This is a genomic window from Agrobacterium sp. ST15.13.015 (assembly GCF_027871645.1).
In the GTDB taxonomy this organism is placed as follows: domain Bacteria; phylum Pseudomonadota; class Alphaproteobacteria; order Rhizobiales; family Rhizobiaceae; genus Agrobacterium; species Agrobacterium leguminum.
In genome coordinates this window covers 203,568-229,025 of sequence record NZ_JAQAHF010000003.1, presented here as the reverse complement: position 1 = coordinate 229,025, position 25,458 = coordinate 203,568, and the positions used below count along the sequence as shown (strand labels likewise).

Here is a 25,458-nt window from a genome sequence, read left to right as displayed (position 1 = left end):
TCATTCTCGTCGTCCGGCTCATACCTGCGGGCACATTGGCAATGTTCCGGCATAGTGAAGCATGCGCGCGCCTTCACAAAAATCGTTCCGGTTTTTGCGCCGGTGCTATAGGCAAACCCATCTCTCATTTCCGCCAATCGCGACGGACAGAAGGGCACGCGTCGAAAATAAAGAAGGATCCGGGGCCATGGCGAAAACAAAACTGACACGTGCAGAACAGAAGATACAACGTCCGTTGCAAATTCTCGATGCCGCATTCGAGGAATTCACCAAAAGGGGATTTACCGCGACGCGGGTGGAAGACATCGCGGAACGGGTGGGGGTGACGAAAGGGACGGTCTACGTCTATTTCGAAACCAAGGAGGCGCTCTTCGAAGCGATGGTCAAGCACGCCTCCCTGCCATTCCAGGAGGCGTTCAATGCCTATACGCATACATCCGACGACCCGGTCGAGGAGCTTCGCCTGCTGCTGGAATTCCTGTTCGATTCCCTCGTCGACAACAAGAAGATGCGGGAACTGTTCCGCCTGATCCTTGCGGAAGGCGCAAAATTTCCCGATCTCATCGACCAGCACCATGACACGTTGATGGCGCCTGTCTTTACGCGCATCGATACGGTCCTCGAGGAGGGCGTGGCGAAAAAAAGGTTCAGGGCCAATCCTCCCGAACTCGCCAAAGTGGTGATGTCACCCATGGTCGGAACATTGGTGTTTCGGCTGATTTTCAACGACCGGCGCATTCTGGACAGACAGGCTGTCCTGAAAATTCATCTCGATCTGATCATGCGTGGGCTGCTGGCATAGGCATCATTCTTCGCGGCCCGGCCTCAGCCGACGCCACCGATGCAGACATATTTGAGCTCGGTATATTCCTCGATGCCGTGACGTGACCCTTCCCGGCCGAGACCAGACATCTTGACACCACCGAAAGGCGCCTCGGCGGTGGAAATAGCCCCCGTATTGACGCCGACCATGCCATATTCAAGCGCCTCGGCAACCCGGAAGACCCGAGAAAGATCGCGCGCATAAAAATAGGAGGCGAGACCGAAATCGGTATTGTTCGCCTGCGCGATCACATCCGCCTCATCCTCGAAGCGGAAGAGCGGCGCAAGCGGACCGAAGGTTTCCTCACACGCCACCTGCATGCCGGCATCGACATTGCGCAGGATCGTCGGCTCGAAGAAATTGCCGCCCAACGCGTGTCTCCTGCCGCCCGTGGCGATCTCGGCGCCTTTCGAAAGCGCATCGGCAATATGGGCTTCCACTTTGGCAACGGCGTTTGCGTCGATGAGAGGCCCAAGAATGCTTGCCTCCTCCAACCCGTTACCGACCTTCAATTGCGCGACGGCCCCTGCGAAATTTTCAGCGAAAGCATCATAGACGCCGCTCTGCACATAAAAACGGTTGGCGCAAACGCAGGTCTGACCATTGTTGCGGAATTTGGCGAGGATCGCGCCCTCGACAGCTGCATCGAGATCGGCGTCATCGAAGACGATGAAGGGCGCATTGCCGCCGAGTTCCAGCCCCAGCTTCTTGATCGTCGGCGCACATTGCCGGTAAAGATGTTCGCCCGTACGCGTCGAGCCGGTAAAGGTCAGAAGGCGGATATCCGGGCTTGCCGTCATCTCCCCGCCTATCTCTGCGGCTGGCCCCGTCAAAATGCTGAAAAGCGCAAGCGGCAGGTCGGCGCGCTCTGCAAGGATGGCAAGGGCAATGGCAGAAAACGGCGTTTGCGGCGCCGGTTTCAGCACCACTGCACAGCCGGCGGCCAGCGCCGGGCCGACCTTGCGAGTGATCATGGCATTGGGGAAATTCCATGGCGTGATGGCCGCAACCACGCCCACGGGCTGGCGAAGAACCAGAATGCGTTTATCCGGCTGGTGGCCGGGCACTGTCTCACCATGGATTCGCCGCGCCTCCTCGGCAAACCATTCGATGAAGCTCGCACCATAGGCGATCTCACCTTTGGCTTCCGCCAGCGGCTTACCCTGTTCCAGCGTCAATATCATGCCGAGATCGTCACGGTTTTCCATGACGAGCCGGAACCATTCCTTCAGGATATTCGCACGCTCGCCGGCGGTGCGGCGGGCCCATTCCTTCTGGGCGATCACGGCGGAAGCGATTGCTTCTCTCGTTTCCTTCGCACCGAGTTCTGGAACCCGTCCGACGATCTCACCGGTCGCGGGATTGCGGATCGCCGCCGTTTCACGGCCATCGCAACCAACCCAGCGGCCAGCCACCGGCACTTTCTCGCCGAAGAGTGTGGGATCATTCAGATTCATGGCCCACCCCTCAACAGAAGACCTGCGCCGAGGCCGGATCGAAGGCGAGATGCACGAGGTCGCCACGGCTGAGGCCGGAAATCGCCTCATGGCCGAAAGGCAGGCGCACCGCAAGCGGCTCACCCGAGCCGGTATGAGCCACCACATGGACATTGTTGCCGAGGAAAGTGATGTCGCTGACCGTGGCCTGGAAACCGGCAGCGGCGACCGGCCGGTTGCGGCTGAGCTGCAGCCGCTCCGGGCGCAGCATCAGCGCCGCTTTCTTTCCCGGCGCGGCTTCGCCATGCACCGGAATGTGATCGAAAACGATATCCCGACCGAGCGACACCGTCGCCCTGCCGCCCGAGGCGGCGAGGAGATCGCAGGCGATGAAGTCGCTGTCGCCGATGAATTCAGCCACGAAACGGGTAGCCGGGTGAGCGTAAAGCTCTGGTCCCGTGCCGATCTGGTCGATTACCCCCTTGGAAAACACGGCGATCCGGTCGGAAAGACGCAAGGCTTCTTCCTGATCGTGGGTAACGTAGAGGATCGTCACTTCCGTCTGCTGGTGAATACGGCGGATTTCGAACTGGATTTCTTCGCGCAGCTTCTTGTCGAGCGCCGACAGCGGCTCATCCATCAGCAGAACCGGCGGGTCATAGGCAAGCGCCCTCGCCAACGCCACACGTTGCTGCTGGCCGCCCGACATTTGCGCCGGTTTTCTGTCTTCGAAACCTTCGAGACGGACAAGCCGCAGCATTTCCTTCACCTTCGCATCGATTTCCGCCTTGCTCTTGCGGCGGACCTTCAGCGGAAAGGCGATGTTCTCGCCAACCGACAGATGCGGAAACAGGGTGTAGCGCTGGAAGACCATGCCGATATTGCGCTTGTGCGACGGCGTCGACAGCAGGCTTTCGCCGTTCAGCAGAATATCGCCCGATGTCGGCTGCTCGAAACCGGCAAGGATATAAAGCGTCGTGCTCTTGCCCGAACCGGACGGCCCGAGAAATGTCATGAACTCACCCGGCTGCACGTCGAGATTGACGTCCTGAACGGCGACGACCGGTCCGTATTGCTTGCGGATGCCGCGAATCTGCAGGAGCGGTTTGGTCATGTTTTCAGTCCTTTTCGCACAGCCGCGACAAGCAGCATGAGAATGATGGTCACCGCGATGAGAAGCGTGGAGGCGGCCGCAATCACCGGCGTCAAATCCTGACGCAGCGTTGCCCAAATCTTCACCGGCAGCGTCTGCAATGTCGGGCTTGCCATGAAGATCGCCAGCACCACCTCATCCCAGGAGGTAAGGAAGGAGAAGATCGCTGCCGAAAAAAGGCCGTGGCTGATGGCGGGAAGCGTGATGCGGATTTTCGCCTGCAACGGGCTTGCGCCGCACAGCACCGCCGCATCCTCAATCGATTTGTCGAAACCCTCGAGCGCGCCGGTCAACGCCAGAATGGAAAAGGGCAGCGCCACGACGAGATGGGCAATAACGAAACCGGCGGTCGTGCCGGCAAGGCCAAGTTTCAGGAAAAAGGCGTAAAGCGCCACCGCCAGCACCACGACAGGCAGGATCATCGGCGTCATGAACAGCGCGCGAAGCGTGTTACGCCCGATGAAACGGCCGCGCACCAGCCCGAAGGAGGCGACAAGACCGATCAATACGGACAGCACCGTGACCATGAGGGCGATGCGCAGGCTGGTCCAGGCGGCCTCCAGCCATCGCGGATCGGCGAAGAAATCCGCATACCATTTCAGTGTCCAGCCGGGCGGCGGAAAGATCAGCCATTGCGACGAGCCGAAAGACAGCGCTGCGATGAAAACGATGGGCAGGATGAGAAATGCCGTCGTCAGCACCGTGATCAGGAGGAGCAGCCATTTCCAGAGGCCGAGGCTGTTATAGTTCAAAAGCATGTCAGCGCCCCCCTGCCCCGGCCGCACCGAAAAATTTGAGCTGGATGGCGTAAAGCGTCAGCGTCACCACCAGCAGCACCAGTGCGGCCGCCCCGCCCATGCCCCAGTTGACGAGCGACTGGACGAATTGCGCAATGAGTTCGGCCAGCATCATGTTCGCCGTACCGCCGAGCAGCGCCGGGGTGACGAAATACCCAAGCGACATGACGAAGACCATCAGCGCGCCGGAAATCATGCCGGGCGCTGCCAGCGGAATGAGGATGCGGGTCAGCGCCTGAAAGCGTGTCGCCCCGCACAAGGCCGCCGCCTGAAGAATGGCCGGATCGATCTTGCGGATGACGCCATAGAGCGGAATGATGATGAAGGGCAGCATGATATAGGTCATGCCTATCGTAACCCCGGTAAGATTGTTGACCAGCGCCAGAGGCTGATCGATGATGCCGAGCCCCATCAGCGTCTTGTTCACCACGCCCGTGCGCTGCAACAGCACCATCCACGCATAGGTGCGCGCCAGAAGATTGGTCCACATCGACAGGAGCAATATGGCAAAGACGATGGAAGCGAGCCGCGCCGGCATGATGGCGAGCACCCAGGCGACGGGAAAGCCGATCGCCAGCGACACGACCGTTACCAGCGCCGACACCGCGAAGGTATTGAAGAATATCTTCAGATAGGTGGAGCTTCCCAGCAGGGCGGCATAGTTGCCGAATCCGAGGACGGGTTCGGTGACGCTGCGCGACAGCAGGATCAGAACCGGAACGACGAAGAACAGGACAAGCAGGACAAGCGCCGGCAGGGTGGCCGTAAAGTTGCCGGGCCGGAAAGGCATCCGCACCTTCGCTTTCGGGCTGACTGTTTCATCGGTAAGCGAGACCATGCCCAAACCTCCCGGACGTGGAAAATCGCGCGGGCGCCTGTCGCGGCCCGCGCCGTTATCTTACTTCGCCTGCCAGGCGTACCAGCGCTCGCCGATCTCGTCGCGATGCTGCGCCCAGTAGTTCATATCGGCGTTGACCTGGCTTGCCGTCTGCTGGTCCGGCAGGGTCTTGGCGGTTTCCGGATCCATCAGCTTGGCGGATTCGATATTGACCGGCGCATAACCCGTCGCGGTCGCCATATCCGCCTGCGCCTGCGCAGAAGTGGCGAGCGCGATGAACTTCATCGCCGCATCCCTGTTTTTCGTTCCCTTGGGAACGACGAGGGAATCCGCCGCGGTGATGTTCTGCTCCCAGGAGGTTTCCACCTTCACGCCGCTTTTTTCAAGCGCCGTCATGCGGCCGTTCCAGACGCTGCCGAAGGGCGCTTCCGCAGATGCAATCAACTGCTGCGACTGCGCACCGCCGGACCACCAGATGATATCGGATTTGATCGTATCGAGCTTCTTGAAAGCGCGGTCGAGATCGAGCGGATAAAGCTTGTCGGCGGCCACACCATCGGCCAGAAGGGCGGCTTCGATCACGCCCGGTGCCGACCATTTATAGAAGGTTCGTTTACCGGGAAATTTCGCAGTGTCGAACAGATCCGCCCAGCTCTTCGGGCAGGCGGCCACGGCATCGACATTGCAGCCGATGACGAAGGAATAATAAAAGCTGCCGACGGAGTAGTCCGTCACGAAGCGCGGATCGAGCTTGGTCTTGTCGATGACGGTAAAATCGAGCTTCTCCAACAGGCCTTTCGGGCCGGCCTGCGCGGCATAATCGCCCTCGACATCGACCACATCCCAGGTCACGCCGTTCGCCTCGACCATGGCTTTCAATTTGCCGTAGTCCGTCGGGCCGTCCTGCACCACGTTAATGCCGGTCGACACCATGAATTTTTCAGCCCAGGCCGCCTTCTGGGCGTCCTGCGTGGTTCCTCCCCAGCTGGAGAAAACCAGATCATTCGCCTCAGCGGATGCACCAAGGGCAAAAAGAGCGGCGCATGTCGTCAATACCAGTTTCAATTTCATGTTCCCTTACTCCGTTTTAGAGCTTCTTGTTGGTATGCACGTCGCGACCGGCGCATTTCACCTGAGCGGTGAAAACCGCGCCGGTTTCATGATCTTGTTTTCGGCGACTTCGATGAGGTCGCGGATTTTCGGAAGGAAGGACAACCAGCGCGGATCGGCCATCAGCCGTGCGCGCCTTTCCTCGCGGTCATCCAGGCTCGAAAAGGCCCAGATATGGACGATCTCATTGATCGGGCCGATCTCGGAGAAGAAGTAACCCACCAGCTCGCCGAGATGGCTCTTCTGGATTTCGATGCCCTCTTCCTCGACCACCTTGAGGTAGGCGGGGATGGCGCCGTTCTTCAGCCGGTAAGTGCGGATTTCGTAAAACATGGGCTTCACCGCATCACGAAGGGATCGGGGATCGGATCATCGGAGGTTCGCAGCCATATGGTCTTGGTGCGCGTGTAATCGAGCGCCGCCGCAAGCCCGCCCTCGCGTCCGTCGCCCGACAGGCCGAATCCGCCGAAAGGCGCAATCGGCGAGACCGCACGGTAGGTATTCACCCAGACGATGCCGGCACGGATCGCCTTCATCAGGCGGTGAGCGCGGGTCAGATTCTGCGTGAAGACACCGGAGGCAAGCCCATAGACCGTGTCATTGGCCAGCGCGATGGCTTCCGCTTCGGTTTCAAACGAAACGACCGAGAGAACGGGACCGAAGAACTCTTTCTCCATCGATGGCGAACGAATGCCGTCGCAATCGAGAATGGTTGGCGGATAGAAATAACCGTCGCCGTCTACAACCGCACCGCCTGTGACAACCTTGGCGCCCGCGTCCACGGAGGCGGAAACCAGAGAAACGATATGCTTCCTTTGACGCTCCGTCGCCAGCGGGCCTACTTCCGTCGCCATATCCAGCGGTGAGCCGATGCGGATCGCCTCAGCTTTCGCCTTCAGAATCTCGAGGAACCGATCCTTGACGCTTCTTTCGATGATCAGCCGCGAGCCGGCGACGCAACTCTGGCCGGTCGCGGCGAAAATGCCCGCCACCTGCGCATTGGCGGCGCTCTCGAGATCGGCATCGGCAAAAACGAGGATCGGCGATTTGCCGCCGAGTTCCAGCGAGGTGGAGGCAAGGTTTTCAGCCGAATTACGCACGATATGACGCGCCGTTTCCGGACCGCCGGTAAAGGCGATATGGGCCACTTTCGGATGGGTGGTGAGCGCCGTGCCGCAGGACGCGCCGAAGCCGGAGACGATATTGACCACACCGGCGGGAAAACCGGCCTCATGCACCAGCCGGGCGAATTCCAGAAGGGGTGCAGGCCCATCTTCCGAGGCCTTGACGACAATGGTGCAGCCGGCCGCGAGTGCCGGGCCGATCTTGACGGCGGCGAGAAACAGCTGGCTGTTCCACGGCACGATGGCCGCCACGACGCCCACGGGTTCGCGCCGCAGCCAGACATCCATATCCGGCTTGTCGATCGGCAGATAGGCGCCCTCGATCTTGTCGGCCAGACCCGCATAATAACGATAATAATCCGCGACGTAGGCAATCTGCGCGGAGGTCTCACGGATGATCTTGCCGGTATCGCGGGTTTCGAGTTCGGCGAGCGTCTTCGCATTCTCAGTGACCAGATCGGCGAGCCGGTAGAGCAGCTTGCCACGCTGTGTCGCCGTCAGTTTCGACCAGCCTGCATCTTCGTAAAGCGCCCGATGCGCGGCCTCGACCGCACGGCCGACATCCGCCTCGCGGCTTTCCGGCATTTCGGCCCATGCAGTGCCGCTCGCGGGATCGAGACTTGCGAAACGCCTCTCACCATCTTCGAAACGTCCGTCGATATAGCACTGGAAACTGCGCATCGCGTTACTCCCCGAAAGCCGGCATGACATCGGAAAGGAAGCGCTCCAGCGAGGCCTTCTTACGCTCGAAGCTCATGCCCGTATCGATCCAGAAGGAATATTCGTCATAGCCCATGGCCTCGTAGGCCTTAAGCCGGCTAATCACCTCATCGGCATTGCCGACGACATTGTTCTTTCGCATGACATCGGTGGAAAGCATCGCGTTGGCGGCGATGTCTTCGGGCGCAATACGCTCGATCAGACCCTGATGGATCGGTTTTTCGTTTTTGAACCAGGCGAAGAAATAATTGTAATAGACGCTCATCTCATGCGCCGCCTGGGCGATATCGGCTTCATCGGAACCGACATAGGTGTGGCGAAGCAACATGATTTTCGGCCGCTGTTTTTGCGGGTTCTTGGCGCAGGCATCGTTGAAGCGGCCCATCAGGGTTTCCACCTCGTCATCGCCCTGCCAGAGTGGCGTCACCTGCACGTTGCAATCATTGGCGACGGCGAATTCATGCGAATTCGGATCGCGCGCCGCCACCCAGATCGGCGGGAAGGGCTGCTGCAATGGCTTGGGAGCAGAGGTGGTGGCCGGAAATTTGTAGAACTCGCCGTCATGGGCATAGTCGCCCGCCCACACACCTTTGACGGCCGGGATCAGCTCGCGCATACGCTGGCCGGCGCCCCAGGCATCGAGGCCCGGAAGCAATCGCTCATATTCAAACGAGTAAGCACCGCGCGCAATGCCGATATCGAGACGGCCATCGCAGATGAGGTCGGTCATCGCGGCTTCGCCGGCAAGCTTGATCGGATGCCAGAAGGGCGCGATCACCGTGCCCGTGCCGAGACGCGCCGTCCTGGTGCGCCGCGCCAGATCGGCGATCGTCACGAAGGGGTTCGGGGCGATGGTGAAATCCATGCCGTGATGTTCACCGGTCCAGATGGCATGCATGCCGCCGCGATCGGCGATTTCGCAAAGCGTTACGAACTCCTCGTAGAGCGTCTTGTGATCCTGCGAGGCGTCCAGCCGTTCCATATGGACAAAGAGGGAGAATTTCATGGGTTTGCCGCCTTCATCGAGATGGGATGGACCCTGCCGGCAGTCTCGTTACCGACATAGACACCGAAATTGCCGATTGAACTTTCCAGCGCGAACCGGTTGACAATGTCCGCCGTCGCGCCGGAGTCGAACTTTGCCGAAGCCAGCGCGCCGGGCAACAGAAAACGGCCCTGGCGCGGTGCGTCGTCCCCATCTGCCAGCGCGTGGTAGACGATGTGCTGACGCCCATCCGCCTTGTTTTCATAAACCGAGTAAAGAAAGCCCGTCCTGACCGGCAGTCCGGTCAGCTCTTCAAGCCGCGCCGTCAGCGCCGCGACCGGATCGCCGCCCGCCACGACGCAGCCGGGCAGCGACAGCACATCCTCCCCGACGAGGTAAATCTCGCCGCGCCGCTCAAGAACCGCGCCGACAGCGATTTCACCCTCTGCCGCAGCCGAAAGCGCCTTGGCGGCCAGCATCGGCGTGAAGTAACCGCCGCGCGCATAACCGAGGCCGTTCAGGCCGCTATTTTCGAAAGCGTCGATACGACCGAGCAGAATGACGTGGTCTCCGGCCTCGATAACCTCCTGCATCGAACATTCGAACCAGGCTGCAACATCGGCAAAGACCGGTGAGTCTGCCGGCGCATCCGACCAAGTGGCGGCAGCAAAACGATCTTCAACCGGCCGGGCGAACGTATTGGACAGGTCCTTCTGGCCTTCCGACAGAATATTGACGGCGAAATTTTTCGCACCCGTCATCGTCGCGAAATTGCGCGAGGTGCGGGCAAGGCAGATCAGCAGCAACGGCGGATCGAGCGAGACGGAGGTGAAGGAATTTGCGGTGAAACCCACCGGCTTTCCGGCTTCGTCGCGGGTGGTAACAATCGTCACCCCCGTCACGAAGGCGCCGAATGCGTCGCGCAGGGCGCGCGGGTCAAGGGTTGCAACGGTCATTGCGGCTCCTCCTCTAAAGCCAGCCATTCGGCCATCAGTGCATTGACGGTTTCGGGTGCGGTCAGATTGACCATATGCCGGTGCGCCTCGACGATGCGGGCGTAACCGCGCGGCGTGATCGCCGCCATCTGTTCCGCCATCAGGGGCGTGGAGTTCGGATCGTCCGAACCGGTCAGAAAAAGCGCCGGGCAGGTGACCGAGGGCCAGCGGTCGGCATAGGTCTCGTCCCCGCCCGCAAAGGCGGTATAGGCGACCGCGTAACCTTCCGGATCGACCATTTCCAGCCAGCCTCGCGTCAATTCCCGCGCGTGCCGGCTTTTCAGATCATCGCCAAACCAGCGCAGCAAAGGGCCCTCCTTGTCCACGCCCGCGGTGCGGATCGCCGCCGCGCGCGCAAGCACCGCCGCCTTCGCAACGGGGTCGCGGCGATAAACACCGTTCAGATACCCGACACGGGCTATGCGATCTCCAAGCGTCGCGGCTGCACCGCCGGAAATCAGCGCACCCATGGAATGGCCGGCGACATTGGCGCGCTCTATCCGCATGTCGTCGAGAAACCGGCCGAACCAGCCGACGAAATCCTCAAGAGTGCTGCCGGCCGCAAGACGTTCGCTGCCGCCGTGGCCGGGCATATCGACCGCGATGACGCGGTGCGTCCTCGAAAACACCTCGATCTGCGGCGTCCAGGCTTCGAGCCGCATTCCAACACCGTGGATGAGGATCAGATTCTCGCCCGCGCCGGCTTCGAAATAGGCGGCCCCGCCTCTGGTCGTTTTCCGGGGGAGCGTGGCGGCGCCTGCCTTTGCACCATTGACCCGTGATGTGTCGGCGACCCTTTGCATTGGCGTTCGCCTCAAACGCCGGCCGGATTGGCGACATCCTGGCCGAGATCCTTCAGATCCTGATAACGGTCGCCGATGCGATGATGCGGCCGGCCGCCGACGGAAGCACCGAGCGCGACCACAATCTCGTCCGCAGCCGGGGCATCGGGAATGGCCGTCTGGATGGTCAGATAATGCGAACGACGACCTTCATCATTCTTGTCCATCAGTGGGATCATGATCGGCGCATTGCCAGGGCCGCGCGTATTGCAGAAAGCGAGATAGGATTTGGCGCCGACCGCCTGACGATAGTGATTGCCGAAGCGCAGCGTATGGATGAGCGCGGAAGCATGTTCGATCTCACCATCCAGCCCCACGACGGCCGCCTTGCCATAGGCCTCCACCGCCTCGCCGGAACCGACAGCGTCAAGGATCATCTTCGTCAGCAACTCGCCAAGTACCGGCGCGCCTGCGTGAATTTCCGGCTTCAGATCGGCGACGAAACCTTTGCCCGCCCACGGATTTTTAACGACCGCAATGGCGGCGAACAGCTTCAACGGCGCTGCGGCAGCCTTGCCCCCCTCAATCAACGTCGTTTCGACCTGCAGCAGGGTCTTGCGGATCTGGATGGACATCAGCGCTCTCTCCGTAAATATGATGGCTTATGGTATGCCATAATATATGACTGTCAAGTACCGTAATCCCGCAAGGGCGAGCAGTGGAATTCTGGGGGATTGTCGTCGCCGACAAGTCGAGCGCTGTGGGCAACCAATTGCACTTGGCAAGCAACGATTGGAGGCGGGAAAATGGGGCAGATTTGACCGGGGCGTCATCAGCCGGGCTAGATGCGCAAGTGGCCGCCTTATACTGCGATAATGTTCCGGAAGATCAGGGCAGCCGAGGCTGGCCGCCTCTATTCCTGACTTTCAAGCCGATATCGGGAACCCGGATAGAGCAGCCGCACGGACGTGACGGCGCGGCTCGATGACCAGGTTCTGCGGCGCACGAGAAGGCACGGCTCGTTTCGGCTGATGGCCATCAATTTGCATTCCCAGGGCTGGGGCGATGCGGCCTCGATGAATTGCTCGGTCCGCGAAATCGGCGCCGCCGCCGTCAGATAGGCATTCGGGGTAAGCGTATTGAAATCCTGCATCAGATAATCGGGAGCGATCTCCGCATTGACGAAGCGATCTTCAAGCTGGATCGGCACATCGTCTTCGTGATGCACGATGATGGAGTGAAAAACCTTCGCTCCCACGGCGATCTCCAGCGCCGTTGCGAGATCGGGACCGCAAACTTCCGTCTGGGCGAGGATCAGGCTCGGCCGATGCGTCGAGCCGCGCTCCTTGATCTCGTCGGCGATGTTGCGCACGCCCATCATGCCGGCGCTTCGCTTTTTCGGGGCAACAAAAGACCCGCGCCCCTGCACGCGAACGATCACCCCCTCGGTTGCCAGCTCCCTCAGCGCGCGGTTTGCCGTCATCCGACTGACACCCAGCATGTCGACGATCTCGTTTTCGGAGGGTATCCTGTGGTTGGTCAACCACTCGCCGCTGGCGATCTTTTCCTTGATCTGTTCTTTCACCCGCTCATACAGCGGCAGGGAGGAGCGATCGCCCGAGACAGGAAACTCGTTTTCGGTGACGGGCAGCATTGAAACTCCTAAAAATCGGGCGACTGCACAAAACGCAGCCAGAATCCGCGCAAGCACAAAATTATCACATCCCACCTTGCTTGTCTTTCGCAAATATGTGAAGTTACATATACAACTTGAGGGGAAAATAATGGCAAGCGAAGACTCGATCTCCAGCGGCCGCAAGTCTCCCGCCGATAGTCGGGGCGATATTCGAATGCCTGCCCAGCGCAACGGCAGGAGATGCCATACCGGTGCCGAAGCTATGCTCGACGGATCGGTCGCGCAATATGCGCTGAAAGACCGCCCTTGCCAGAACCCGCCAACCGCATACGCCTTCGACTCGGAATGGCCAATGCGCGTGAAGCATATGAATTTCTCAAAGTTGTATAGTGAACTTCCGACACGCCGCTCCTGGGCGAACATCGAATTCCATATTGATTCGACGAGCGCCCGCCCGCCGATTTCGACGGGACCTGAAATGCACCAATGACCGCCGGGCTGAGGGGTAGACATCTGCCCAGGGCACGCCCGGCTGAAGCCACAAAACGCATGCCAGCAACTTGCCAATCATCAAACCAAAAGGGGAATGCAATGCTGAATTCAAAGCTGAAAATCGCGCTGGCCACCACCGCGCTCATCATGGGAGCCTATGCCGGGTCCGCGAGAGCGGAAGGCTATTGCGCCGCTGGAAAGACCATCACCTTCGCCGGCATCGATTGGGAAAGCGGCGCTTTCATCACCGAAGTCATGAAGGAAATCCTCTCCAAGGGCTATGATTGCAAGGTCGATTCCATTCCCGGCAACTCCGTGACGCTGGAACAGGCGACCGCCAATAACGATGTGCAGATCTTCGCTGAAGAATGGATCGGCCGCTCCGACGTCTGGAACAAGGCCGCGGAAGCCGGTCAGGTAACATCGGTCGGCAAGACCTTCGTCGGCGCCGCCGAAGGCTGGTTCGTGCCGGAATATCTGGTCAAGGGCGACCCGGCAAAAGGCATCGAAGCCAAGGCGCCGGACCTGAAGAGCGTCGACCAGCTTTCCGACCCGAAGATCGTCGAACTGTTCAAGGATCCGGAAGAGCCGACCAAGGGCCGCTTCCTCAATTGCCCCTCGGGCTGGACCTGCGAAGGCGTCAACACCGCCAAGCTGCAGGCCTACAAGCTGGAAGCAAACTATGTGAACTTCCGCCCCGGCACAGGCACCGCTCTCGACGCCGCAATTGCCGCCGCCTATCTCCAGGGCGAGCCGATGCTGTTCTATTACTGGAGCCCGACGGCAATCATGGGCAAATACAAGCTGGTCCAGCTGCAGGAGCCGGCCTATAGCGACGCCTGCTGGAAGGAACTGACGAGCGCCGATGGAAAGCGCGACGCCGGTTGCGCCTTCCCTTCCGTTGAGGTGGCCTATGGCGTGAACAGCACCTTTGCGAAGGAAGCGCCGGAAATTATCGCGATCCTTGAAAAGGCAACATTCCCGCTGGCGGAGATCAACTCCAGCCTTGCCTATATGACCGACAAGCAGGTCGACGCGACAGCCGCTGCCAAAACCTTCCTTCAGACCAAGGCCGATATCTGGGGCAGCTGGGTTTCTGCGGACGCCAAGGCGCGTATCGAAGCCGCCGTCAAGTAAACATCGCAGGCGCGCCGGGCTTCCGGCGCGCATTTTCCCGTCAGGACAGGGGCCGGCTCCCGGACATGGGGTCGGCAGGCGCGAGGACGACACCAATGTTTCCTGAAGTTTTTCATATTTCCATCCGAGGCCCGATCAATGAGATCGTGCGTTCGCTGGTGGTGAATTACGGCTCCGTTTTCAAGGCGATATCGCAGACGATCCTGCAGGCGATCCTCTTCGTGGAATGGGTGCTGCGCGGTCTGCCGTGGTGGGTCATTTTTCTGGTCTTCCTGGTGCTCGCCTGGTTCGCGGCGAAGAAGATTTCGCTCGTCATCATGGTGGCGGTGATGCTTTTCATCGTCGGCGCGCTCGGTCTCTGGGACCTGACAATGCAGACGCTGGCGCTGATGCTGATTGCCAGCCTCATCTCCATCGTCATCGGCGTGCCCATGGGCATCCTGCTTGCCAAAAGCGAATGGGCAAGGCGCATCACCCTGCCGGTGCTCGACGTCATGCAGACCATGCCGAGCTTCGTCTATCTCATTCCCGCCATCATGCTTTTCGGCCTCGGCAAGGTCCCGGCCGTGCTTGCCACCATCGTTTACGCCGTGCCGCCGCTGATCCGCCTGACCGATCTCGGCATTCGGCAGGTGGACCGCGAAGTGGTGGAGGCGGCAACCGCATTTGGCGGCAGCCCGCGACAAATCCTCTTCGGCGTCGAATTGCCGCTCGCCACGCCCACGATCATGGCCGGCCTCAACCAGACGATCATGATGGCGCTCTCCATGGTCGTCGTCGCCTCGATGATCGGCGCGCGCGGCCTTGGTGAGCAGGTGCTGAACGGCATCCAGACGCTCGATGTCGGCAAGGGCCTCGAAGCGGGCCTCGGCATCGTTATTCTCGCAATCGTGCTCGATCGTATCACCCAGGGTTTTGGCCGATCCAGCCGGAAGGAAATGGGCAATGACTGATATCCATATCCGCAACGTGTCCAAGATCTTCGGCGGCAACTGGAAGGCCGCGCTCGCCATGGCGCAGCAGGGCGCGGAGAAAAGTGACATCCTGGCAAAGACGGGATGCAGCGTCGGGCTCGACAATGTCAGCCTCGATATAGCGGGCGGCCGCATTTTCGTGATCATGGGCCTCTCCGGTTCCGGTAAGTCGACGCTGGTGCGCCACATCAACCGCCTTATCGAACCGACAAGCGGCGAGATTCTTGTCGGAGACGACAATGTTCTTGCGCTGAAACCGAAGGACCTGCGCGACTTCCGCAACCGGCGCGTCAGCATGGTGTTCCAGAATTTCGGCCTGATGCCGCACCGCACCGTCTTGCAGAACGTCGTTTATGGCCAGCGTGTGCGCGGGCTGACCAAGGCCGATGCACGGCCCATCGGCATGAAGTGGATCGAGACCGTCGGCCTTTCCGGCTATGAGGACAAGTTTCCGCACCAGCTTTCAGGCGGTATGAAGCAGCGTGTCGGCCTCGCCCGCGCGCTCGCCGCCGATACTGACGTCATCCTGATGGACGAGGCCTTTTCGGCGCTCGATCCGCTGATCCGCGCCGACATGCAGGATCAGTTGCTGCAACTCGAAAAGAACCTGCATAAGACCATTGTTTTCATCACCCACGATCTCGATGAGGCGCTCCGCATCGGCGCGCAGATCGCGATCCTGAAGGACGGCAAACTGGTGCAGGTGGGAACGCCGGACCAGATCCTCAACAGCCCCGCAAACGACTATGTCGCCCGTTTTGTGGAGCGCCGCACGGGTGCGGGAGAAGGCCAGCATGGCTGATACGATCACCATCGATCGTCCCCTCACCTGGCAAGAGATCGCCGCTGTTGCAAAAGGCGCCACGCTTTCCCTGTCGGATAAAGCGTGGCGGCGCATTGCCGAAGCCCGCGCCATCGTCGATGCACTCGTCGAAAAACGGGTGCGCGGTTACGGCATCAATACGGGTGTCGGCGCGCTCTGCGATGTGATCGTCGACATCCCGCAGCAGCAGGCCCTCTCCCGCAACATCCTGCTCAGCCACTCCTGCGGCGTCGGAGAACCGCTCGGGCGCGAAGAAACCCGCGCCATCATGGCCGCCCAGATCAACAACTTCGCGCATGGTCATTCCGGCGTGCAGGTCAAAACGGTCGAAGCGCTGCTCGCCCTGCTGAATGGCGATATTCTTCCCGTTATTCCGTCAAAAGGCTCGGTGGGTTATCTCACTCATGCCGCGGCCATAGGGCTGGTGCTGATCGGCGAAGGCCGGGCCCGCCACGGCGGCGAACTCATCAGCGGCAGGCAGGGGCTCGAAAAGCTTAGCCTCGAACCCATGGTTCTGCAGGCGAAGGAGGGGCTGAGCCTCGTCAACGGCACACCCTGCGCCACCGGTCTCGCCAGCCTCGCGCTCGCCCGCACGACTTCGCTCCTTGGCTGGGCCGATGCGGCAGCGGCGATGAGCTATGAAAACCTTGGTGCGCAGGCCGATCCCTTCGCCGCAGGGCCGCTGGCACTGCGCAGCTCACCCGGCATCCAGACCGTCGGCGCAAACCTGCGCCAGCTTCTGGCGGCAAGCCCGCTTCTTGCCCGGTCGGCCGGATCGCGCACGCAGGATCCGCTCAGCCTGCGCGCCGTGCCGCAGGTGCACGGCGCCGTTCGCGACAGCGTCGCGCAGATCGCGGACGTCGTAGACCGCGAACTCGCGAGCGTCACGGACAACCCGGTCGTCGGCGGCACGCCGCAAGCGCCCGAGGTCCATTCCCAGGCCCATGCCGTCGGTGCGGCGCTCGGGCTTGCCATGGATGGGCTGGCGACGGCCGCGGCCGAACTTGCGGCGATTTCCGAGCGGCGTATCGACCGGCTCGTCAACCCGCTTGTCAGCGGGCTGCCCGCCTTTCTGGCGGAAAGCGATGGTGTCTGTTCCGGTTTCATGATCATCCAGTACACGGCCGCAGCACTTGCCGCGGAAAACCGCCGCCTCGCCGCCCCCGCCAGCCTCGATGGCGGCATCACCTCCGCCTTGCAGGAGGATATACTGACACATGCCACCGCCGCCGCCGATAAGACGCTTTCGATTATCGGCAATCTGGAAACCATTCTGGCGATCGAGATCATGAGCGCCGCCCAGGCCTACGACATGCAGCCAGACGAAGCCGGCCGTGCGCCCGGCGCCGATACGCTCTACCGGCGTGTCCGGACGGCGGCGCCATTTTACCGTGACGACCAGCCGCTCAACAATTTGGTAGCTGCCGTTCGGGAAATGCTGCAAACCACGCTCGCGGGAATAGGTGCCGACGCAGGCTAGATACTGCGCCGGAAATTTTAGCCGCACACGAGGCGGAAGAGGTTACTCTTTGCCGGTCTTCTGGGCGATGAGAACAGCTTCCGCAATCGCGCTTGCGCTCGCGACATGGTCCAGAGCCGCCTTGTAAGCGGCGTCTCCATCCCCCTGCCGGATGGCCTCGACGATCTTTTCCATTTGCGCCGGACCTTCGGTATCGCGGCTTTTCGTCTTGATCGTCATCGAACGAAGATGGTTGATCCGCACCGTCAGCAGGTTGACGACGCCCCAGGCGACATGACGGTCGATCTTGCTGAACAGCGTCTGATAAAAGGACGAGGTATGCGCCAGAACGCCCGGCATATCCTTGGCGACATAGCTTTCGCGGATATGACTGAGCGACGCTTCAAGCGCTTCCACGATGGCAGGATCGCGGCGCTCCGCACAAAGGCGCGCCGCCATTCCTTCCAGCGCACCGCGAATTTCATAGATCTGCTTCGCCTCATCGAGATCGAGCATCGCGACCATCGGGCCCTTGTTCGGCAAATTCGCCACCAGCCCCTCGGATTCCAGATGCCGCAGGACCTCACGAACGATGGTGCGGGAAACGCCGAGCTGGGCGCAGAGATCGCGCTCGACCAGACGGTCGCCCGGACGGAAATAACCGTTCACGATGGCGTCGCGGACCTTGTCGAGCGCGAGCTCCCTCAGTGTCTTTGTCGGGCGCTCAACGCGAATGGCAGTTCCGTGCGAAGCATCTGTCATGGTATCACCTCGTTTGACACCTCCCGTTTCGTCGCAACGCGGTTACGAACAAAAGCGGGAAATGGCTTTTGTATTATGGCGTACCAGCTTATTTAGCGCCGTGCTCTCTTTATGGCAACATCAGCACGGCTCACGCAGAATGCTCATCCCATTCTTTCCGAAGCGTAAGAGCCGGGACCTGGGGGAAACACAACGGTTCGGCTGCCATTCAGGAATACGCGACGGTGAATATGGGCGTGTATGGCACGCGCCAGCACCTGCGCCTCCACGTCGCGGCCAAGCGACACATAATCCTCGGCCGACTGGGCATGGGTGATGCGCACGGTATCCTGCTCGATGATCGGTCCCTCATCCAGATCGGCAGTCACATAATGCGCCGTCGCGCCGATCAGCTTCACTCCGCGCTGATAGGCCTGCTTGTAAGGGTTGGCCCCCTTGAAGGACGGCAGGAAGGAGTGGTGGATATTGATGATCCTGCCCGACATCGCCTCGCACATCCTGTCGGAAAGCACCTGCATGTAACGCGCCAGCACGATGAGTTCCGTACCCGAACTTTCCACGATCTCCATGATCCGGGCTTCGGCCTGCGGTTTGTTCTCTTTCGTCACCGGAATGTGGTGGAACGGAATGTCGTGATTGACGACGACCTTCTGATAATCGAAATGGTTCGAGACGACGCCGACAATATCGATCGGCAGCGCCCCGATGCGCCAGCGGTATAGCAGGTCATTGAGGCAATGGCCGAAGCGCGACACCATCAAAAGAACCTTCATCCGCTCTGCCTGATCGTGCAGCGCCACCTCCATGCCGAATTTTTCCGAGATCGGAGCAAGCCCGGTCATCAACGCGTCGCGGGTCGCACCCTCCTCGGAAATGAAACCCACACGTATGAAAAAACGACCGGTGCCGAGATCGTCGAATTGCGAACTGTCGACGATGTTGCACCCCTTCTCAGCGAGAAAGCCTGAAAGGGCGGCGACGATGCCGCGGGTGGATTTGCATGTCACGGTCAGGACGAAGTTCGTCATCTGGTACTCTTTCTGTCATCGATAAAGCATGTCTCCCAAAAGTGTGCAGCGGTTTTGGAACCAGGACATGCTTAAAAACAAAGATCTAAAGCACGGGGCATGAACCAGATTGGACGCGACGCGCTTTAGTGAAAAACCCCGCGCTCTTGATCAGCGCGGGGAAAAGCCGCAAGGGCGGCGGGGAAAATCGGGCTCAGACGTCGAGGGTGGTCTGATGCTCCCAGGCGGTGAATTGCGAGCAATAGCTGTTCCACTCGCCCTGCTTGAGCTTCAGATAGGCCTTCGAGAATTCAGTACCGAGCGCCTGCTGCAATTCCGCATCCTTCTCATATTCGCGCAGCGCATCGAGAAGGTTGAGCGGCAGCTTCGGTGCGTCCGTGACCTTGTGGCCCTCGCGATACATATCGATATCGTAGTGCGGACCGGGATCGGCCTTGGAGCGGACACCGGAAAGGCCGGCGGCGATGATGATGGCCTGCAGCAGATAGGGGTTCACGGCGCCATCCGGCAGGCGCAGTTCGAACCGCCCCGGCCCGGGCACGCGCACCATATGGGTGCGGTTATTGCCGGTCCAGGTCACCGTATTCGGCGCCCAGGTCGCGCCGGAAATGGTGCGCGGCGCGTTGATACGTTTATAGGAATTGACCGTCGGATTGGTGACGGCCGCAAGCGCCGACGCATGTTTCATGATGCCGCCGAGAAACGTCTTGCCCTTGGCCGACAGACCGAACGGCATTTCCCTGTCGGCAAAGGCATTGACCTTGCCGTCGAGGTCCCAGACCGAAATATGGGCATGGCAGCCATTGCCGGTCAGGCCCTTGAACGGCTTCGGCATGAAGGTGGCGCGCAGCCCGTGCTTTTCGGCGACGGATTTGACCATGAATTTGAAGAAGGAATGTTTGTCTGCGGTCTGCAGCGCATCGTCATATTCCCAGTTCATCTCGAACTGGCCGTTCGCGTCCTCATGGTCGTTCTGGTAGGGCTTCCAGCCCAGCTCCAGCATGTAATCGCAAATCTCGGCGATCACATCGTACCGGCGCATCACCGCCTGCTGGTCGTAGCAGGGCTTTTCCGCCGTGTCATATTCGTCGGAGATTTTCGCACCATCCGGAGAAATCAGGAAAAATTCCGGCTCCACGCCCGTCTTGACCCTGAGCCCTTCGCTCGCCGCCTCAGCGATGAGCTTTTTCAGCACCACGCGCGGCGCCTGCTCCACCGGCTGGCCTTCCATCACGCAATCGGCGGCGACCCAGGCGACATCCTTTTTCCACGGAAGCTGGATGACCGAGGAGGCGTCGGGCACGGCAAAAAGATCGGGATGGGCGGGCGTCAGATCGAACCAGGTGGCAAAGCCCGCAAAACCTGCGCCATCCTTCTGCATATCGGCAATCGCTTCTGCGGGAACCAGCTTGGCGCGCTGGCCGCCGAAGAGATCGGTATAACTGATCATGAAATATTTGATGCCCTTTTCGGCAGCAAATTTGGAGAGGTCCAGTGTCACGTCATTCCCCTTTTTTTGAATATCAGACACTTCATCGAAAAAAGACGGGCACATCCTCCCAAATGCGCCCGTCCGTTCTTATGGCTTAAAAGCTGCCTTTGCCCGGGAACCAGTTGGTTCCCGCCAGCGGAACCTGCGCCATGGCGGCAGCCTCCATCGTCAGCGCCACCAGATCTTCCGGCTCCAGATTGTGGAGATGGTTCTTCCCGCAGGCACGCGCGATGGTCTGCGCCTCGAGCGTCATGACCTTCAGATAATTGGCAAGACGGCGGCCGGCGGCGACGGGATCGAGGCGAGCGGCAAGTTCCGGATCCTGCGTGGTGATGCCGGCGGGGTCTTTGCCCTCGTGCCAGTCATCGTAAGCGCCGGCCGTGGTGCCGAGTTTCTGGTATTCGTCTTCCCACTTGGGATCATTGTCGCCGAGCGCCACCAGTGCCGCCGTGCCGATGGCGACTGCATCGGCACCCAGCGCCAGCGCCTTGGCGACATCCGCACCCGAACGGATACCGCCGGAGACGATGAGCTGCACCTTGCGGTGCATGCCGAGATCCTGAAGCGCCTGCACGGCGGGGCGAATGCAGGCAAGCGTGGGCATGCCGACATTTTCGATGAAGACATCCTGCGTGGCCGCCGTGCCACCCTGCATGCCATCCAGCACCACCACATCCGCACCGGCCTTCACCGCCAGCGCCGTGTCGTAATAGGGCCGCGCGCCGCCGACCTTGATATAGATCGGCTTTTCCCAGTCGGTAATTTCGCGCAGTTCGAGGATCTTGATTTCCAGATCATCCGGGCCGGTCCAATCAGGGTGACGGCAGGCGGAACGCTGATCGATGCCCTTCGGCAGGTTGCGCATATTGGCGACGCGATCGGAAATCTTCTGACCGAGCAACATGCCGCCGCCGCCCGGTTTCGCGCCCTGACCGACGACGACCTCGATGGCGTCCGCACGGCGCAGATCCTTCGGGTTCATGCCGTAACGGGAGGGCAGGTACTGATAAACCAGCGTCTGGCTGTGGCCACGCTCCTCATCCGTCATTCCGCCATCGCCGGTCGTGGTGGAGGTGCCGGCGATTGTCGCGCCCCGGCCGAGCGCTTCCTTGGCGTTGCCTGACAGAGCGCCGAAGCTCATGCCGGCAATGGTGATCGGCGTTTTCAACGTGATCGGCTTCTTCGCGAAGCGCGTGCCGAGTGTAACTGTCGTATCGCATTTCTCGCGATAACCCTCGAGCGGATAACGCGAGATGGAGGCGCCGAGAAACAGGAGATCGTCGAAATGCGGCACCTTGCGCTTGGTGCCCGCGCCGCGAATATCATAGATGCCGGTCGCAGCCGCGCGGCGGATTTCCGCTAGCGTATGGTCGTCGAAAGTTGCGGATTTGCGCGGCGGGGTGAAGGGGTTGTGATAGCTCATCGGAATATCCCTCGCCTCAATACGCGTCGGCGTTGTCGATGTTGAAATTGTAGAGCGTACGTGCCGAGCCGTAGCGCTTGAACTCGCCAGGGCTGACATCCGTGACGCCGGCTTTGTCGAGAAGTTCAGCGAGCTTTTCGAGATGTTCGGGCCGCATCTCCTTCTCGATGCAATCGGCACCCAGACTCTTCACCGAACCGCGCACGAAAAGCTTCGCCTCATAAAGGGAATCGCCAAGCGCATCGCCCGCATCGCCGCAGACGACGAGGTGGCCGGACTGGCCCATGAAGGCCGACATGTGGCCGATATTGCCCTTCACGACGATATCGATGCCCTTCATGGAAATGCCGCAGCGGGATGCGGCATTGCCCTTGATGACCAGAAGCCCGCCGCGGCCGGTGGCGCCGGCATATTGCGAGGCGTCGCCCTCGATGACGACCGTGCCGGACATCATGTTCTCAGCAACACCCGGCCCGGCCGAGCCGTGCACGGTGACGGTGCCGCCATCATTCATGCCGGCGCAATAATAACCGACCGAACCATGCACATCGACGGTGACGGGGCTGTCGATGCCGACCGCCACGGCATGGTGGCCGCGCGGATTGACGACCTCGAATTCGGTGTCGTTCGCGCCCGAGGAAAGACCGTGGAGCGCCTTGTTGAGTTCACGCAGCGGCGTGTGGGAGAGATCGAAAACTGGCATGGATTATGACTTTCAAAACAGGCGCCGATGACGGGTCTCAGGCGGCCTTTTCATGGTCCCAGAAATAGACGGTCGCCGGTTCCGGCTCCCAGACGCGGGCATTTTCAATGCCGGGCAGATTGACCAGAGCGCGATACTCAGAGCCGAAAGCGACATATTGGTCGGTCTCGGCCATGACAGCAGGCTTGCAGGCGATGGGATCACGCACCACGCCGAAACCGGATTTGGTGCCGACGACGAAAGTGAAGAAACCATCGAGATCGTCGAGCGCACCGGTCAGCGCCTCGCCCAGATCCTTGCCCTTGGCCATTTCCGCGGTGAGATAGGCGGCGGCGACTTCCGAGTCGTTCTGGGTCTCGAACGTCATGCCTTCACGCACCAGTTCACGGCGCAGATTATTGTGGTTGGAGAGCGAGCCGTTATGCACCAGGCACTGGTCTGCGCCGGTGGAGAAAGGATGCGCGCCAAGCGTCGTCACCGCCGATTCCGTCGCCATGCGGGTGTGGCCGATGCCATGGGTGCCCGCCATGGAGCGCACGTCAAAACGGGTGACGACATCCTTCGGAAGACCGGTTTCCTTGTAGATTTCCACGCTGTCGCCGGAACCCATCACGCGCACATTCGGGCGGATTGCGGAAAGAACCGGACGGATACCATCCAGTTTTTCGGCGGGAATATCGAGAACAGCATGAGTGCTTTTCACCGTGACCACGGCATCGACGCCGCTTTCCTTCAGCGCTTCGGCAAGGCCGGAAAAATCGGCGGCCGGATCGGCCGACTGGATCGTCACTTTCGCGCGGCCATTGGCAGCGCTTCCGTAGATCGCGATGCCGGCCGAATCCGGGCCGCGATCGGTCATGGTGACAAGCATGTCCGAAAGCAGCGCGCCCAGCTGCGGTTCAAGGCTTTTGTCTTTCAGGAATAGTCCAACAATGCCGCACATCGACAAGCACCTCCATTCGTTTCTGAATGAAGGGCTAACATATGGAATTCCATTCCGTCAACTATCAGGAATATTTTTTTCTTCTAAGGCAAATTCTCAATTATTGCCCAGTCGCCTTTGCGGATAGGAAATGATCGACAGATAACGGGCGGGAAGCTTCACCAATTCCTCCGGCCCATGCGGCGCATCGGCGTCGAAAAACAGGCTGTCGCCGGCCTGCATGGTGAAAAGCTGCTCGCCGTGGCGATAGACCACCTCGCCCTCCAGCATGTAGAGAAACTCCATTCCCTCATGCTGGAAGGTCGGGAACACGTCCGAATCCTTGGTCAGCGTGATGAGATAGGGCTCGACAGTGACGCCGCTGGTATTGTTGTCGATATGGCCGAGCAGGCTGTATTGATGACCGGCGCGAGTGCCCCTGCGCTCGATATTCACGCCCTGCCCCGCTTTGACGAAGGTGGCGCTGCGCGGCTCCTCGAAACCGCGAAAGAAGGCCGTGATCGGCACGCCCAGCGCCTTTGAGAGCGTCTGCAGCGTCGTGAGCGACGGCGAGATATTGCCGTTTTCGATCTTGGAAAGCATGCCCACGGAAACGCCGGTGGCCGATGCAAGATCGGTGACCGTGATGCCGAGTTTCTTGCGATAGGCGCGCACCTCATGGCCAATCGCCATTTCCAGATTGTTGACCCTTGGCTCGCGGATGGCATGCGGATCCTGCGACAGGAACTGCGCAGTTTCGGTTTTGGTGGTATCCTTCGCCATGATGTCCTCCGGCATTATCGTGTTTTCCCTTCCTTACAGGAAAACTATTTTAATTCGGAGGAAATCTTTGCCGCATTGTATTTGGGGTATGGCCGAACCGGGCCTTGAAGCTTCCCGAAAAATGCCCGGCGCTTGAGAAGCCGGTGGCGAAGGCCACTTCGGCAATGGAGAGCGGGCTTTGCTCCAGCAGCCGCCGGGCGTGATCGAGACGGATCGCGCGGTATGTTTCCAGAAATGTCGTTTTCAGATGGGTTGCGAAAAGCCGGTCGAGGTGGCGCGCGCTGGTTCCCGCCAGTTTCGCCATGGTCTGCCGGTCGAGCGGGCTTTCAATGGTCGTTTCCATTTTTTCCAGCACGGCCAGCAGGGCCGGATGGTTGGTGCCATGGCGCTCGGCGGCGGAACCCCTTTGCGGCGCGCCGGGTTCGGCCACGGCCGTGTGCAGATACCAGTCGCTGACACGCCGTGCGAAATGAGCGCCCATTCTCTGCGAAATCATCGCATGCATCATGTCGAGGGGCGCGACGCCGCCGGCGCAGGTGATGCGGTCCCCGTCGAAAACAAACCGCGCCTGCCGGGGCGTGAGATGGTCGAAGGCCTCTTTCAGCACCGGCGCATGCTCCCAGTGAATGGTGAAATCGCGGTTTTCCAGCAATCCCGCCGCCGCCAGCACATAAGCGCCGCTGGAAATGCCCCCGATCCGGACACCCTGCCGCGCCAGCCGCCTTAACGTGCCGTAGGAATTTTCCGCAACGGTCCAGTCCTGCGGCCCGCCCCCTGCGCAGACGAAGATCGTGTGGCATCTCTCGCCTGCGGTGGCGAGTGCCTCGCAGCCGACAATGATGCCGGAAGAACTTCTGACAGCCTCGCCATCGAAAGAAAGCTGAACCACATCGTAGAGATCGGTTCCGGCGATCAGATTGGCGGCGCGCAATGGCTCCGCCGCCGAGGCGTAAGACATCAGCGCGAAATTCGGAACCAGGATGAAACCAATGCGCTGGACATTCTTCTGCTCGATGGTCGTCATGTCTCTTTTTTAAATCATTATGTCCCTTAGTTGCAAT

26 protein-coding genes are annotated in these 25,458 nt (G+C 60.4%); 6 read left to right on the top strand and 20 right to left on the bottom strand.

Annotated features, from left to right (window positions below; translation table 11 throughout):
* Nucleotides 1-187: 187 nt before the first annotated feature.
* Nucleotides 188-802 (top strand): TetR/AcrR family transcriptional regulator, encoded by a 615-nt coding sequence (locus PIB16_RS06295; protein ID WP_065656541.1) that lies wholly within the window; start codon nt 188-190, stop codon nt 800-802.
* A 23-nt stretch (nt 803-825) separates the two neighbouring features.
* On the opposite strand, the gene PIB16_RS06290 is transcribed toward PIB16_RS06295, so the two are convergent.
* From PIB16_RS06290 to hutC, 12 genes are all read right to left on the bottom strand, one after another.
* Nucleotides 826-2,280 carry an NAD-dependent succinate-semialdehyde dehydrogenase gene (locus PIB16_RS06290; RefSeq protein ID WP_078052069.1) on the bottom strand — a complete coding sequence of 485 codons (1,455 nt, stop codon included), beginning with the start codon at nt 2,278-2,280 and terminating at the stop codon, nt 826-828.
* 10 nt (nt 2,281-2,290) lie between these two features.
* The gene (locus PIB16_RS06285) at nt 2,291-3,373 is read right to left on the bottom strand and encodes an ABC transporter ATP-binding protein (RefSeq protein WP_078052070.1); all 1,083 of its coding nucleotides are present in this window, start codon (nt 3,371-3,373) and stop codon (nt 2,291-2,293) included.
* Nucleotides 3,370-4,170 carry an ABC transporter permease gene (locus PIB16_RS06280; protein WP_080857499.1) on the bottom strand — a complete coding sequence of 267 codons (801 nt, stop codon included), beginning with the start codon at nt 4,168-4,170 and terminating at the stop codon, nt 3,370-3,372. Before PIB16_RS06280 ends, PIB16_RS06285 begins: the two co-directional genes overlap by 4 nt.
* Before the next feature lies 1 nt (nt 4,171).
* Complete coding sequence (locus PIB16_RS06275; protein WP_442866775.1) at nt 4,172-4,999, bottom strand: ABC transporter permease; 828 nt, start codon at nt 4,997-4,999, stop codon at nt 4,172-4,174.
* Between the two features lie 108 nt (nt 5,000-5,107).
* A complete protein-coding gene (locus tag PIB16_RS06270) occupies nt 5,108-6,118 on the bottom strand; it encodes an ABC transporter substrate-binding protein (protein ID WP_078052073.1) in 1,011 nt (336 codons plus the stop codon).
* A gap of 57 nt (nt 6,119-6,175) precedes the next feature.
* Entirely contained in the window at nt 6,176-6,490 is a 315-nt protein-coding gene (locus PIB16_RS06265; RefSeq protein WP_065656547.1) for an NIPSNAP family protein, read from the bottom strand.
* A gap of 5 nt (nt 6,491-6,495) precedes the next feature.
* Nucleotides 6,496-7,962, bottom strand: coding sequence for an aldehyde dehydrogenase (locus tag PIB16_RS06260; protein WP_271045221.1), 1,467 nt, complete (start codon nt 7,960-7,962; stop codon nt 6,496-6,498).
* A 4-nt stretch (nt 7,963-7,966) separates the two neighbouring features.
* Complete coding sequence (locus PIB16_RS06255; protein ID WP_271045220.1) at nt 7,967-9,007, bottom strand: LLM class flavin-dependent oxidoreductase; 1,041 nt, start codon at nt 9,005-9,007, stop codon at nt 7,967-7,969.
* Nucleotides 9,004-9,942, bottom strand: coding sequence for a flavin reductase family protein (locus PIB16_RS06250; RefSeq protein WP_271045219.1), 939 nt, complete (start codon nt 9,940-9,942; stop codon nt 9,004-9,006). The genes PIB16_RS06255 and PIB16_RS06250 overlap by 4 nt, the downstream gene beginning before the upstream one ends.
* Nucleotides 9,939-10,784, bottom strand: coding sequence for an alpha/beta fold hydrolase (locus PIB16_RS06245; protein ID WP_271045218.1), 846 nt, complete (start codon nt 10,782-10,784; stop codon nt 9,939-9,941). Before PIB16_RS06245 ends, PIB16_RS06250 begins: the two co-directional genes overlap by 4 nt.
* A gap of 11 nt (nt 10,785-10,795) precedes the next feature.
* On the bottom strand, nt 10,796-11,398 hold the full coding sequence (locus tag PIB16_RS06240) for an amino acid synthesis family protein (protein ID WP_003519589.1): 603 nt from the start codon (nt 11,396-11,398) through the stop codon (nt 10,796-10,798).
* Nucleotides 11,399-11,676: 278 nt separating this feature from the next.
* Nucleotides 11,677-12,417, bottom strand: coding sequence for a histidine utilization repressor (gene hutC, locus PIB16_RS06235; RefSeq protein WP_003519590.1), 741 nt, complete (start codon nt 12,415-12,417; stop codon nt 11,677-11,679).
* On the opposite strand from hutC, the gene PIB16_RS06230 reads away from it, so the two are divergent.
* The 5 genes from PIB16_RS06230 (at nt 12,404) to PIB16_RS06210 (ending at nt 17,305) form a co-directional block, all read left to right on the top strand.
* A complete protein-coding gene (locus PIB16_RS06230; RefSeq protein ID WP_271045217.1) occupies nt 12,404-12,889 on the top strand; it encodes a hypothetical protein in 486 nt (161 codons plus the stop codon). The two genes, hutC and PIB16_RS06230, sit on opposite strands and share 14 nt — an antisense overlap.
* 101 nt (nt 12,890-12,990) lie before the next feature.
* Nucleotides 12,991-14,028 (top strand): ABC transporter substrate-binding protein, encoded by a 1,038-nt coding sequence (locus PIB16_RS06225; protein WP_137005071.1) that lies wholly within the window; start codon nt 12,991-12,993, stop codon nt 14,026-14,028.
* 95 nt (nt 14,029-14,123) lie between these two features.
* Entirely contained in the window at nt 14,124-14,981 is an 858-nt protein-coding gene (locus PIB16_RS06220; RefSeq protein ID WP_003519593.1) for an ABC transporter permease, read from the top strand.
* A complete protein-coding gene (locus tag PIB16_RS06215) occupies nt 14,974-15,804 on the top strand; it encodes a quaternary amine ABC transporter ATP-binding protein (protein WP_003519594.1) in 831 nt (276 codons plus the stop codon). Before PIB16_RS06220 ends, PIB16_RS06215 begins: the two co-directional genes overlap by 8 nt.
* Nucleotides 15,797-17,305: an HAL/PAL/TAL family ammonia-lyase gene (locus PIB16_RS06210; protein ID WP_271045216.1), complete on the top strand. Its 1,509-nt coding sequence runs from the start codon at nt 15,797-15,799 to the stop codon at nt 17,303-17,305. The genes PIB16_RS06215 and PIB16_RS06210 overlap by 8 nt, the downstream gene beginning before the upstream one ends.
* Nucleotides 17,306-17,347: 42 nt before the next feature.
* Here the strand turns inward: PIB16_RS06210 and PIB16_RS06205 are convergent, their stop codons facing one another.
* From PIB16_RS06205 to PIB16_RS06170, 8 genes are all read right to left on the bottom strand, one after another.
* Nucleotides 17,348-18,046 carry a GntR family transcriptional regulator gene (locus PIB16_RS06205; RefSeq protein ID WP_125144992.1) on the bottom strand — a complete coding sequence of 233 codons (699 nt, stop codon included), beginning with the start codon at nt 18,044-18,046 and terminating at the stop codon, nt 17,348-17,350.
* A gap of 143 nt (nt 18,047-18,189) precedes the next feature.
* Nucleotides 18,190-19,074, bottom strand: a complete 885-nt coding sequence (gene purU, locus PIB16_RS06200; RefSeq protein ID WP_125144993.1) for a formyltetrahydrofolate deformylase — start codon at nt 19,072-19,074, stop codon at nt 18,190-18,192.
* A 193-nt stretch (nt 19,075-19,267) separates the two neighbouring features.
* Nucleotides 19,268-20,575: a type III glutamate--ammonia ligase gene (gene glnT, locus PIB16_RS06195; protein ID WP_078052224.1), complete on the bottom strand. Its 1,308-nt coding sequence runs from the start codon at nt 20,573-20,575 to the stop codon at nt 19,268-19,270.
* Nucleotides 20,576-20,660: 85 nt separating this feature from the next.
* The gene (locus PIB16_RS06190) at nt 20,661-21,989 is read right to left on the bottom strand and encodes an FMN-binding glutamate synthase family protein (RefSeq protein ID WP_078052083.1); all 1,329 of its coding nucleotides are present in this window, start codon (nt 21,987-21,989) and stop codon (nt 20,661-20,663) included.
* 16 nt (nt 21,990-22,005) lie between these two features.
* Entirely contained in the window at nt 22,006-22,692 is a 687-nt protein-coding gene (locus PIB16_RS06185; RefSeq protein ID WP_078052084.1) for a GXGXG domain-containing protein, read from the bottom strand.
* A gap of 37 nt (nt 22,693-22,729) precedes the next feature.
* Nucleotides 22,730-23,635: a class II glutamine amidotransferase gene (locus PIB16_RS06180; protein WP_271045215.1), complete on the bottom strand. Its 906-nt coding sequence runs from the start codon at nt 23,633-23,635 to the stop codon at nt 22,730-22,732.
* 96 nt (nt 23,636-23,731) lie between these two features.
* Nucleotides 23,732-24,412 (bottom strand): helix-turn-helix domain-containing protein, encoded by a 681-nt coding sequence (locus tag PIB16_RS06175; RefSeq protein WP_271045214.1) that lies wholly within the window; start codon nt 24,410-24,412, stop codon nt 23,732-23,734.
* Nucleotides 24,413-24,446: 34 nt separating this feature from the next.
* The gene (locus PIB16_RS06170; RefSeq protein WP_174000319.1) at nt 24,447-25,421 is read right to left on the bottom strand and encodes a GlxA family transcriptional regulator; all 975 of its coding nucleotides are present in this window, start codon (nt 25,419-25,421) and stop codon (nt 24,447-24,449) included.
* Nucleotides 25,422-25,458: the final 37 nt, after the last annotated feature.

Coding starts and splice junctions, on each gene's coding strand:
- PIB16_RS06295 (WP_065656541.1), top strand. CDS start 188: ATGGCGAAAACAAAACTGACACGTGCAGAACAGAAGATACAACGTCCG.
- PIB16_RS06290 (WP_078052069.1), bottom strand. CDS start 2,280: ATGAATCTGAATGATCCCACACTCTTCGGCGAGAAAGTGCCGGTGGCT.
- PIB16_RS06285 (WP_078052070.1), bottom strand. CDS start 3,373: ATGACCAAACCGCTCCTGCAGATTCGCGGCATCCGCAAGCAATACGGA.
- PIB16_RS06280 (WP_080857499.1), bottom strand. CDS start 4,170: ATGCTTTTGAACTATAACAGCCTCGGCCTCTGGAAATGGCTGCTCCTC.
- PIB16_RS06275 (WP_442866775.1), bottom strand. CDS start 4,999: ATGCCTTTCCGGCCCGGCAACTTTACGGCCACCCTGCCGGCGCTTGTC.
- PIB16_RS06270 (WP_078052073.1), bottom strand. CDS start 6,118: ATGAAATTGAAACTGGTATTGACGACATGCGCCGCTCTTTTTGCCCTT.
- PIB16_RS06265 (WP_065656547.1), bottom strand. CDS start 6,490: ATGTTTTACGAAATCCGCACTTACCGGCTGAAGAACGGCGCCATCCCC.
- PIB16_RS06260 (WP_271045221.1), bottom strand. CDS start 7,962: ATGCGCAGTTTCCAGTGCTATATCGACGGACGTTTCGAAGATGGTGAG.
- PIB16_RS06255 (WP_271045220.1), bottom strand. CDS start 9,007: ATGAAATTCTCCCTCTTTGTCCATATGGAACGGCTGGACGCCTCGCAG.
- PIB16_RS06250 (WP_271045219.1), bottom strand. CDS start 9,942: ATGACCGTTGCAACCCTTGACCCGCGCGCCCTGCGCGACGCATTCGGC.
- PIB16_RS06245 (WP_271045218.1), bottom strand. CDS start 10,784: ATGCAAAGGGTCGCCGACACATCACGGGTCAATGGTGCAAAGGCAGGC.
- PIB16_RS06240 (WP_003519589.1), bottom strand. CDS start 11,398: ATGTCCATCCAGATCCGCAAGACCCTGCTGCAGGTCGAAACGACGTTG.
- hutC (WP_003519590.1), bottom strand. CDS start 12,417: ATGCTGCCCGTCACCGAAAACGAGTTTCCTGTCTCGGGCGATCGCTCC.
- PIB16_RS06225 (WP_137005071.1), top strand. CDS start 12,991: ATGCTGAATTCAAAGCTGAAAATCGCGCTGGCCACCACCGCGCTCATC.
- PIB16_RS06220 (WP_003519593.1), top strand. CDS start 14,124: ATGTTTCCTGAAGTTTTTCATATTTCCATCCGAGGCCCGATCAATGAG.
- PIB16_RS06215 (WP_003519594.1), top strand. CDS start 14,974: ATGACTGATATCCATATCCGCAACGTGTCCAAGATCTTCGGCGGCAAC.
- PIB16_RS06210 (WP_271045216.1), top strand. CDS start 15,797: ATGGCTGATACGATCACCATCGATCGTCCCCTCACCTGGCAAGAGATC.
- PIB16_RS06205 (WP_125144992.1), bottom strand. CDS start 18,046: ATGACAGATGCTTCGCACGGAACTGCCATTCGCGTTGAGCGCCCGACA.
- purU (WP_125144993.1), bottom strand. CDS start 19,074: ATGACGAACTTCGTCCTGACCGTGACATGCAAATCCACCCGCGGCATC.
- PIB16_RS06190 (WP_078052083.1), bottom strand. CDS start 21,989: ATGAGCTATCACAACCCCTTCACCCCGCCGCGCAAATCCGCAACTTTC.
- PIB16_RS06185 (WP_078052084.1), bottom strand. CDS start 22,692: ATGCCAGTTTTCGATCTCTCCCACACGCCGCTGCGTGAACTCAACAAG.
- PIB16_RS06180 (WP_271045215.1), bottom strand. CDS start 23,635: ATGTGCGGCATTGTTGGACTATTCCTGAAAGACAAAAGCCTTGAACCG.
- PIB16_RS06175 (WP_271045214.1), bottom strand. CDS start 24,412: ATGCCGGAGGACATCATGGCGAAGGATACCACCAAAACCGAAACTGCG.
- PIB16_RS06170 (WP_174000319.1), bottom strand. CDS start 25,421: ATGACGACCATCGAGCAGAAGAATGTCCAGCGCATTGGTTTCATCCTG.